The organism is Salinivibrio sp. MA440 (assembly GCF_001996265.1).
In the GTDB taxonomy this organism is placed as follows: domain Bacteria; phylum Pseudomonadota; class Gammaproteobacteria; order Enterobacterales; family Vibrionaceae; genus Salinivibrio; species Salinivibrio costicola.
In genome coordinates this window covers 39075-49773 of the sequence record NZ_MUFI01000019.1, presented here as the reverse complement: position 1 = coordinate 49773, position 10699 = coordinate 39075, and the positions used below count along the sequence as shown (strand labels likewise).

Below are 10699 nucleotides of genomic sequence, written 5' to 3'. Positions count from 1 at the left end.
GCCTCGAGCTACTCTCTCCGGTAAGAATATGAAGGCGCTGCCTGTCAGCGCCTTTATGGGTCAACTCCTCACAGGAGCCGATTGTGAAAGACTTACTTAAGTTTCTGAAAGCACAACATAAGACCGAAGAATTTGACTCGATCAAAATCGGTCTTGCCTCACCGGACATGATTCGTTCATGGTCGTTTGGTGAAGTGAAAAAGCCAGAAACCATCAACTACCGTACCTTTAAGCCTGAACGTGACGGTTTGTTCTGTGCACGTATCTTTGGCCCGGTCAAAGACTATGAGTGTCTTTGTGGTAAGTATAAGCGCCTCAAGCACCGCGGCGTCATTTGTGAAAAATGTGGCGTTGAAGTCACTCAGACCAAAGTGCGCCGTGAGCGCATGGGTCACATTGAGCTTGCTTCTCCTGTTGCCCACATTTGGTTCCTGAAGTCGCTGCCATCGCGCATCGGCTTGTTGATGGACATGCCACTGCGTGACATCGAACGTGTGCTTTACTTTGAGTCGTATATTGTTATTGAACCAGGCATGACCAGCCTAGAGCGCGGTCAGATGATGTCTGAAGAACAATATTTAGACGCACTCGAAGAGTGGGGCGACGAATTTGACGCGCGCATGGGCGCAGAAGCAGTCAAAGCACTGCTCGCGAACATGGATCTGTCGGTTGAGACAGAGCAAATGCGTGAACAGCTCGAAGAGACGAACTCTGAGACCAAGCGTAAGAAGATCACCAAGCGTTTGAAGCTGGTTGAGTCCTTCTTACAATCAGGTAACAACCCTGAGTGGATGATTTTGACCGTGCTGCCTGTGTTGCCGCCCGATCTGCGTCCATTGGTCCCGTTGGATGGTGGTCGTTTTGCGACCTCGGATCTCAACGACCTGTACCGCCGTGTGATTAACCGTAACAACCGCTTGAAGCGTCTACTTGATCTTGCTGCGCCAGATATTATCGTGCGTAACGAAAAGCGTATGCTGCAAGAGTCTGTCGATGCCATGCTGGATAACGGCCGTCGTGGTCGCGCCATTACCGGCTCGAATAAGCGTCCGCTGAAATCACTGGCTGACATGATCAAAGGTAAGCAGGGGCGTTTCCGTCAGAACCTGCTGGGTAAACGTGTTGATTACTCTGGTCGTTCGGTGATTACCGTGGGTCCATACTTGCGTCTGCATCAGTGTGGTCTGCCAAAGAAAATGGCACTAGAGCTGTTTAAACCGTTTATCTACGGCAAGCTTGAGACTCGTGGTCTAGCGACCACTATCAAAGCCGCTAAGAAGATGGTTGAGCGCGAAGAAGCGGTCGTATGGGATATCTTGGATGATGTCATCCGTGAACACCCAGTGATGCTTAACCGTGCACCAACACTTCACCGTTTGGGTATCCAAGCGTTTGAACCTGTGCTTATCGAAGGTAAAGCGATCCAGCTGCACCCGTTGGTGTGTGCGGCGTATAACGCTGACTTCGATGGTGACCAAATGGCTGTTCACGTGCCGCTAACGCTGGAAGCTCAGCTCGAAGCGCGTGCGTTGATGATGTCAACCAACAACATTCTGTCGCCAGCGTCTGGTGATCCTATCATCGTTCCGTCGCAGGACGTGGTATTGGGTCTGTATTATATGACCCGTGAAAAGGTCAACGGCAAAGGCGAAGGCATGTACCTGGCTGGTCCAGGTGAAGCAGAAAAAGTATACCGTACCGGTCATGCTGAACTGCACAGCCGTGTAAAAGTACGTATCAAGCAAATCGACATCGATGAGATGGGTACACGCACGGAAAAAGTGTCATTGGTGGATACCACCGTGGGCCGTGCCATGCTATGGACCATTGTTCCTGACGGCTTGCCGTATGACTTGGTGAACCAGCCATTAGGTAAAAAGCAAATTTCTAACTTGCTAAACACCTGCTACCGCAAGCTGGGTCTGAAAGATACTGTTATCTTCGCTGACCAAATCATGTACACAGGTTTTGCGTATTCAGCGCTTTCGGGCACGTCTGTCGGTATCGACGACATGGTGATCCCACAAGCGAAGTACGACTTGATCGAAGCTGCTGAAGCTGAAGTCGCGGAAATTCAAGAGCAGTTCCAGTCAGGCCTAGTGACGGCCGGCGAGCGCTATAACAAAGTGATCGATATCTGGGCGGCTGCGAACGAACAAGTTGCCAAAGCGATGATGGATAACCTGTCTACCGAGACAGTGATTAACCGTGATGGCGAAGAAGAAACGCAAACATCGTTTAACAGCGTCTACATGATGGCTGACTCAGGTGCACGTGGTTCTGCCGCACAGATCCGTCAGCTAGCGGGTATGCGTGGTCTGATGGCGAAGCCGGATGGCTCCATCATCGAAACGCCAATCACCGCGAACTTCCGTGAAGGTCTAAACGTACTTCAGTACTTTATTTCAACGCACGGTGCCCGTAAGGGTCTGGCGGATACGGCACTGAAAACCGCGAACTCAGGTTATCTGACGCGTCGTCTGGTCGATGTCGCGCAAGACGTGGTTGTGACCGAAACCGATTGTGGTACCCAAGGCGGTATCCACATGATGGCGGTTATCGAAGGTGGTGACGTTAAAGAAGCCCTGCGTGAGCGTGTTCTAGGCCGTGTTGTGGCAGAAGATGTGCTCAAGCCTGGCTCGGAAGAAGTCCTGGCACCACGCAACACGCTGTTGGACGAAAAATGGTGTGACATTCTTGAGCATCATTCCGTCGATAAAGTGAAAGTGCGTTCTGTTGTAACCTGTGAAACCGACTTTGGTTGTTGTGCCAACTGTTATGGTCGCGACCTGGCTCGTGGTCACTTGGTTAATCACGGTGAGTCTGTCGGTGTTATTGCAGCACAGTCTATCGGTGAGCCTGGTACACAGCTGACCATGCGTACGTTCCACATCGGTGGTGCCGCATCGCGTGCAGCGGCAGAAAACAACATCCAGGTGAAGAACAAAGGTTCTATGCACCTGCACAATGCCAAATCTGTTACCAACAGCGACGGTAAGCTCGTGATTACCTCGCGTGCGACAGAAATGACCATTGTTGATGAGTTTGGCCGTACCAAAGAAAGCTACAAAGTGCCTTATGGTGCAATCCTTGGCAAGCAAGACGGCGAAGCCGTGGCAGCCGGTGACGTAGTCGCTAACTGGGACCCACACACCATGCCAATCATCACTGAGGTAGAAGGTAGCCTTCGCTTCGTGGATATGATTGATGGCGCGACCATGCAACGTCAAACTGACGAGCTAACGGGTCTGTCTTCTATCGTGGTCATGGATGCCTCAGAGCGTCCAACATCCGGTAAAGACAAGCGTCCTGCGGTGAAGCTGGTGGATGCGCAAGGTAATGATGTGATGGTGCCGGGTACTGATATGCCGGTTCAATACTTCTTGCCAGGTAAAGCCATCGTGCAACTGGATGACGGTGCGAGTGTTGGCATTGGTGACACCCTAGCGCGTATCCCGCAAGAAAGCGGCGGTACCAAGGATATCACCGGTGGTCTGCCTCGCGTTGCTGACCTGTTTGAAGCGCGTAAGCCGAAAGAGCCAGCGATTCTGGCAGAGATCACCGGTACGGTGTCCTTTGGTAAAGAAACCAAAGGCAAGCGTCGTCTGGTTATCACACCAGAAGAAGGTAAAGCGTACGAAGAGATGATTCCAAAGTGGCGTCAGCTCAACGTCTTCGAAGGTGAAAAAGTCGAGAAAGGTGATGTGATCGCAGATGGTCCAGAATCACCACACGACATCCTACGTCTGCGTGGTATCCATGCGGTGGCGGAATACATCACCAACGAAGTACAAGACGTTTACCGTCTGCAAGGCGTTAAGATCAACGATAAGCACATTGAGACGATTGTTCGTCAGATGCTGCGTAAGGTGACGATTAAGTCTGCAGGTGATACTGAGTTCTTGGAAGGCGAGCAGGTTGAATACTCTCGTGTCATGATTGCTAACCGTGATCTTGAAATCGAAGGTAAGCAGCCAGCTACATTTGGCCGTGATCTCTTGGGTATTACCAAAGCATCGTTGGCGACTGAGTCCTTTATCTCAGCGGCTTCGTTCCAAGAAACCACGCGTGTGCTGACAGAAGCCGCGGTGGCAGGTAAGCGTGATGACTTGCGCGGTCTGAAAGAAAACGTGATCGTGGGTCGTCTGATCCCAGCCGGTACTGGCTTCGCGTATCACAAAGACCGTCAAGCTAAGCGTGCAGAGCCAGAGCAGCCAGTCGCTCCTCAGGTCGATGCAGAGCAAGCATCACAAGACCTAGCGGCGTTGCTTAATGCGGGCTTGAACGACGACAGCTAAGCGAGTGAAATAATTAGCGCGATAAGCTAAGTCGAATAAAAAGGCATCTCTTCGGAGATGCCTTTTGTTTTTGTGTTCATTCAGCGCACAAAAAACGCCGCATCTCAAGAGGCGGCGTTTCTATTGATATTAGGTGATGCGTTTTAGGCGCCCGGCGGGTGAGCCAGACTGTCAGCAATCAATCGAATTAAAGTATCTTCCAACTCAAAACGTTGCTCAAGCCACTCACCAATCGCAGACATATCTTGGTCAAAATCGGTGGCGTCATAATCTTCGTCGTCCAAGTCTACCGCACTGAATTTATCATTAAAGTCTAACAGAGGGTCTGTCGTATCAACGATGCGATAATAAAGGTTATCGGTCTCTTTCGTCGCCGCGAACCCTGTTGACTGCCAACGCTCCATGACCATGTTGTAGATCTTGAAGTGGCCGGTCGAAATATAGTCGACAAGATGATCACAAAAATTATCGAGTTCTGCTTTCGTTGGCAGCGATTGTTTTTTTTTGGCGGCCACGCCGGCCACATTGTAATACTCCACCAATAATTGGCGGCGTAACTCAAGCCAGTAATCAATAACCTCGTCGTAACCGCTCCATTGGGCTTTGGTACGTTCAAGTTTTCTCAGCATGATCGGTGTCCTCGTGATCGATCAGCGAATGAATGGCACTATATAAGGCCGGCTGAAAATTAACGGGCTGCTCAATCCTTTGCATCACGTTATGAAACTAGATTGCCAGTATTCAAGTGTAGCTGCAAGGCTAAGGAAGTGACCATGTCTCAGAATCAAAAAGCCGTCTATGTATGTGTAGTTAGCAAGAGCAAACTTTGGCTGCCAGGTGGTCAATTGCCATGTATGCCCTTGTCGCAGCTGCCGTTTGCTGGTGGTGATACAGTGACTGTCGGTAACTATCAGCAGACACCGGTGGTGGGGATATTTAATTGTAACGTCATGCTTCCCGATGACGAGATGGCAGGCTTTCGGGACTTACTCCCCTATCTGTCAGCGGACTTATTTGCGTTAGTCGGGCGGGTCATCCAGCTCGATCATATGCGCCATCAGCAAGCATTTTGTGGTTGCTGTGGTCAGCGTACGGAATTTAACGCGCAGGCGGTAGCGATGTGGTGCTCAAGCTGCCAGCGTCATGATTATCCACGCGTATCGCCGTGTGTGATTGTTGCCGTGCGCGATGGTAAACGTTTGTTGCTTGCTCAGCACCCTCGTCATAAAACGGGCATGTATACCGTGATTGCGGGGTTTGTTGAGCCTGGCGAAACGCTCGAGCAATGTGTGGCGCGTGAGGTGAAAGAAGAAACGGGCCTATCGATAACCAATATTCGTTACATGGAAAGTCAGCCTTGGGCGTTTCCTTCTAATGTGATGATGGGGTTTCTCGCCGATTATGCCGGAGGGGATCTAAACCCCGACTATGAGGAGCTCACCGATGCACAATGGTTTGATATGGACCAGTTACCGTTAGTCGCACCAACAGGAACGATTGCTCGACGCTTGATTGAGGCCAGCTGCACCTTGACGCAGGCATAAAAAAACCCGGCCGTAGGGGAGCCGGGGTAAGATGCGAACATGTTGTCTTTTGTAGACCTATGTCTTTTGTAGATCTATTGTCTTTTGTAGATCTATTGTCGTTATAGGATGGTTTTACCATGCGGTTAAATCACCAGCAATCGTTCGTGGTCCTTGGGTGGCCGTTTTATGATCCTGTTAACAAAGCTTCGCTTTTGTTGCCATTTTACAGTGATACAATGGCGGCCACTTTTCGCACACAGGTTTAAACACAATGACCGAATTGAAAAACGATCGTTATTTACGCGCCCTTTATAAGCAACCGGTAGATTGCACGCCCGTGTGGATGATGCGCCAAGCGGGTCGCTACCTTCCTGAATATCGAGAATTACGTGCGCAGGCGGGTGACTTTTTGTCGTTGTGTAAAAATGCTGAATTGGCCTGTGAAGTGACCATGCAGCCGTTGCGTCGCTTTGATTTGGATGCCGCTATCTTATTTTCAGATATTCTCACTATTCCTGATGCAATGGGATTAGGGCTGTACTTTGAAACGGGAGAAGGCCCCAAGTTTTCTCGTCCCATCACCTGTAAAGCGGATGTCGATAAAATCGGTATGCCTGACCCTGAGGGGGAATTGCAATACGTGATGAATGCGGTGCGTACTATCCGCAAAGAACTGGCGGGTGAAGTTCCCTTGATTGGCTTCTCTGGCAGTCCATGGACACTGGCAACTTACATGGTAGAAGGTGGCACCTCTAAAGCCTTTACCAAGATCAAAAAGATGATGTATGCCGAGCCGCAGACGTTACACGCCTTACTCGACAAGCTCGCCGACAGTGTGATTAGTTATCTAAACGCGCAGATTAAGGCGGGTGCGCAATCTGTCATGGTCTTTGATACCTGGGGTGGCGTGCTAACGCCGCGCGATTACAATGACTTCTCTTTGCAGTATATGCAGATAATTGTCGACGGTCTGATCCGAGAGCATGACGGGCGCCGCGTGCCAGTGACCTTGTTTACTAAAAATGCGGGTATGTGGTTGGAACGCATTGCCGCGACCGGGTGTGATGGTGTTGGGCTTGATTGGACCATTAACATGGCTGATGCCAAAGCACGGATTGGCGACAATGTTGCTCTACAAGGTAATATGGATCCGTCGATGTTATATGCCAGCCCTGAGCGCATTCGCCAAGAAGTCTCGACGATTTTGGAAGGTTTCGGTGAAGGGACTGGCCATGTGTTTAACCTCGGCCATGGCATTCACTTGGATGTCCCACCTGAGAATGCAGGCGTCTTTATTGATGCGGTACATGAATTATCTAAGCCTTATCATCGCTAACGATCACGCTCGCCAATCGGCGAGCGTTTTTTTATTTTAGGCGACCCTTACAACGGGGAGCGTCTCGTAAAGCCTGCTGAACTCGGTGTCGCATTGCGGGCACTACCTGCTCTTCAAACCACGGATTGCGGCGTAGCCAACGTGTGTTTCTGGGAGAAGGATGAGGCAGCGAAAAGGCATGAGGCGCCCACTGTTGCCATTGCTTGACGGTCTCGGTCAGTGTCTTAGGCTTGTTGGCTAAGTAGTACTGCTGAGCATATTGACCAATCAGCAAGGTCACCGCAACGTTAGGGAGATGTGCTTTGATTGCCTGGTGCCACACGGGGGCGCAGATACGCGCCGGCGGCAGATCGCCCGATTTACCTTTGCCGGGATAACAAAAGCCCATGGGCATGATGGCAAATAAATCTGGCTGGTAAAACTGCTCACGTGTGACCCCCAGCCATTCACGCAGGCGATCGCCACTAGGGTCGTTAAACGGCAGACCACTTTCATGCACCCGTCGCCCTGGCGCTTGACCGATAATCAGCACTCTAGAATCTGTACTCGCTTGGATAATTGGGTGGGGGCCGTTCGCCAGCCAGTGTTGGCATAAGTGGCACTCACGAGCGGTTACTAAGGCGGTCTCTAAATCGGAGAAAACCATTTAATACCCTTTGTTAAAATTGACCTGATGAGCCAGCGGCTTACCGGCATGCCAACGGCGATAATTGTCTGCAAAAAGGTCAAAAACTTGTTCGGGAAAACTAACGGCAGCAATATGTGGGGTAATGTGAACACGAGGATGCACCCAAAAAGGATGCGCTTGAGGTAGCGGCTCTTTTTGCATCACGTCCAATACGGCTAAGCGCAGTTTTTTCTCGTCCAGGGCCTTAATGAGCGCAGGTTCATCGACCGTTGCGCCGCGACCGACATTAATAAACAAGAGGTCTTGTGCGTATTGCCAAAAATCAGCATTCACGCATTGGGCCGTCTCCGTTGTTGCGGGCAGTGTACTGACTAACACATCGACCTCGCCTAGCCGCTGACGCAGCGCAGTTAGCGTCATGGTGTGCTCAAACCCCTCGACAGCACGCCCATCTTGGTTGGTGCCCAGCACGTGCATCCCAAACGCATGAGCCACGGTGGCAATATGCTGACCAATGGCGCCCGTCCCCAGAATAGCCAGTGTTTTTCCACGTAACGACGTGTAGTCGTGCGGTTGCCAAAGACGTTGCGCTTGCTGGTCTGCATATTGAGTAATATGTCGTGTTTCGTTGAGCAAATAGCCGAAGACGTATTCGGCCATTAAGTCACCAAAAACGCCTCTCACATTGGTTAATTGATAGTGTCGATAAGGTGCGTTGATCAGGGCGTCGATACCGGCGAATGTTGATTGTAACCAGCGGAGCTGATCGCCATAGCATAATTGAGGTGCCGCCAGTGGCGGATCGGCGAGCCAGATAGTGGCTTGATCGGGGCGATCCACGACGGTGAGTTCAGGTAGTGTGGCGTTATGCAGTAACCGATGATAGGTCTCGGCATGCTCGCTGATAACGTAAACTTTATCCACAAAGGCTCCTTTTTATGCTGGGGGGAATCGAGTACACTGCCCTCATTGACCGAGGACGTTTGTCCTTCCCGCTATTAAAGATCAATTAGCTATGTTACGAAACCCTTTACAACTGCGTTTGGAAAAATGTGAGAATTGGCAACATATTAGTTTTATGGCTGCGCTGGTGGAGCGTATGGTGCCAAACTACGCGCTTTTCTGTGCGCAAACAGAATTTGCCGACCCGCAAGCGTTTCGCAATATTCTCGATGCGGTGTGGGAATCGCAAACGGTCAAAACGGCTAAAATTGACTTTGAGCGCCAATTAGAAAAGCTCGAGCCATTGATCCCTGTGGCTGATGACGATGCCATCTATCTGACGTATCCGGCGATTGATGCCTGTATTGCCTTGTCTCAGCTTCTTCACGCTTTGTTAGATCGTGATGAAATCTTGCCCATTACATTAAAAGTTTCTCAGCAGTCGGTCCTCAGTGTTGCCCAGCTTGAAGAAGCACAAACCGGTGAAACGGTAACCGATGACAATCAAAAGGCGTTTGAGGCGGTTTGTGAGGAATGGGATGCCCAGTGGGCAATCTTCCGTGTGCTGAAAAGTGCCGAAAGTCGTGATGTGGAGATGCTCAAAGGCATCCGGCAAGAGCTTCGAGAAGCTGGCGTGAGTAATCTAGGGTTGCGTGCTGAGTAAGCATGAGTTGTCAAAACGTTAGTAAGAACAGAAAGGCGGCCTAGGCCGCCTTTTCGAGTTATGACTCATCGGTATGTCGTTGTACCGGTGGCTCGTCATCGTCTTGGCTTTCAATCATATTATGCTGCTTCTTCCAGGCGTCCCAGCGCTGATAAGCCAGTTGCTGCATGTCCGTCACGGTGTCCGCCTCATCAATGATTTCTCTTCCGGTGAGATACTCAAAAATGTCTTCGAGCGTAATAATCCCTTGTACCGTGCCGTATTCGTCGACAATCATCGCCAATTGAGCGCGGCGAATCATCAAAATATCAAATGCTTGTAAGACCGTATTACCGGGTAAGATTACCGCGAGTGGGCGCATCAAGTTGCCTAACCGTGTTTGTCCTGCCCCTTCGGTTTTGACTTCATAGATATTGGATTTGTGGACAAACCCCAAAATATCGTCACGCTGCTCACCGTAGACAAGAGGACGTGAGAAGGGGCAATCGCCATGTTCCTTGAGAAAGGTGTTAACATCCATATCGGCGGGAACACGAAATAATACGGGACGTGGCGTCATAAGCTGAGTGGCAGGAAGATCGCGTAATTTAAGCATGTTATTGAGCATTTGCGTTTCATCTTCGCCCATTTCGCCACTTTCAGATGCCAGCATTGCCATCGCTGAAATTTCGTCACGCAGTTTGACATGCGTGGTATCTGCGCTCAGCCGCTTGGTGATTTGTTCGGACAGCCAAACAAACGGCGTTAATGCCCAGACCATCCACTTTAGAATGACGGCGGCACTGGGTGCCAGTTGAGGCCAGAAATTGGCGCCAATGGTTTTAGGAATGATTTCTGATAAAAGAAGAATCGCCAGTGTAAGAACAGCGGAGAATACCCCGACCCAAGCATCACCAAACACATGGGCAGCTTGCGCGCCTGCACCGGCGGCTCCAACTGTATGCGCAATGGTATTCAGTGTCAGAATGGATGCGAGTGGCCGATCAATATCTTTTTTAAGCGCGTTGAGCCGCTCTGCGGCTGGGTGACCTTGGTTTCTTAGATTGGCAATATAGCTCGGTGTGATGCTCAGCAAAATAGCTTCCAGTACTGAGCATATGAAAGACACACCAATTGAAAGCGAGATAAAAAGGATCAGAATGAGCATAAATTTCCGAAGTTAAAAGTCAGTCAACACTCTAAAGATCAGGCCATTGGCGGGCGTTTACAACCTTTCAACTGAGAAAAAACGCAACAAATTGTGAGTTCGCGCTCAGTTTGTGGTTAAAGAGCCTCCATACAGCCACACAGAGCGCCACAAACCTT

At 50.3% G+C, this 10699-nt stretch carries 8 protein-coding genes; 4 read left to right on the top strand and 4 right to left on the bottom strand.

Annotated features, from left to right (window positions below; genetic code table 11):
* The first annotated feature begins 83 nt into the window (after positions 1–83).
* Positions 84–4298, top strand: a complete 4215-nt coding sequence (gene rpoC, locus BZG80_RS07840) for a DNA-directed RNA polymerase subunit beta' (RefSeq protein WP_077486505.1) — start codon at positions 84–86, stop codon at positions 4296–4298.
* A gap of 143 nt (positions 4299–4441) precedes the next feature.
* Here rpoC and BZG80_RS07835 read toward each other — a convergent pair whose 3' ends face one another.
* Positions 4442–4927, bottom strand: a complete 486-nt coding sequence (locus BZG80_RS07835) for an Rsd/AlgQ family anti-sigma factor (protein WP_025744442.1) — start codon at positions 4925–4927, stop codon at positions 4442–4444.
* 144 nt (positions 4928–5071) lie between these two features.
* On the opposite strand from BZG80_RS07835, the gene nudC reads away from it, so the two are divergent.
* Together nudC and hemE are read left to right on the top strand one after the other, a co-directional pair.
* Positions 5072–5842, top strand: coding sequence for an NAD(+) diphosphatase (gene nudC / locus BZG80_RS07830; protein WP_077669671.1), 771 nt, complete (start codon positions 5072–5074; stop codon positions 5840–5842).
* 253 nt (positions 5843–6095) lie between these two features.
* Complete coding sequence (gene hemE, locus BZG80_RS07825) at positions 6096–7160, top strand: uroporphyrinogen decarboxylase (protein ID WP_077679098.1); 1065 nt, start codon at positions 6096–6098, stop codon at positions 7158–7160.
* A gap of 31 nt (positions 7161–7191) precedes the next feature.
* Here the strand turns inward: hemE and BZG80_RS07820 are convergent, their stop codons facing one another.
* Together BZG80_RS07820 and BZG80_RS07815 are read right to left on the bottom strand one after the other, a co-directional pair.
* Positions 7192–7806, bottom strand: coding sequence for a uracil-DNA glycosylase family protein (locus tag BZG80_RS07820; RefSeq protein ID WP_077577035.1), 615 nt, complete (start codon positions 7804–7806; stop codon positions 7192–7194).
* Entirely contained in the window at positions 7807–8712 is a 906-nt protein-coding gene (locus tag BZG80_RS07815) for a D-2-hydroxyacid dehydrogenase (protein WP_077679097.1), read from the bottom strand.
* 91 nt (positions 8713–8803) lie between these two features.
* On the opposite strand from BZG80_RS07815, the gene BZG80_RS07810 reads away from it, so the two are divergent.
* The gene (locus BZG80_RS07810) at positions 8804–9394 is read left to right on the top strand and encodes a YjaG family protein (RefSeq protein ID WP_077461884.1); all 591 of its coding nucleotides are present in this window, start codon (positions 8804–8806) and stop codon (positions 9392–9394) included.
* Between the two features lie 58 nt (positions 9395–9452).
* Here the strand turns inward: BZG80_RS07810 and BZG80_RS07805 are convergent, their stop codons facing one another.
* The gene (locus BZG80_RS07805) at positions 9453–10541 is read right to left on the bottom strand and encodes a CNNM domain-containing protein (protein WP_021024120.1); all 1089 of its coding nucleotides are present in this window, start codon (positions 10539–10541) and stop codon (positions 9453–9455) included.
* Between the last annotated feature and the right edge of the window lie 158 nt (positions 10542–10699).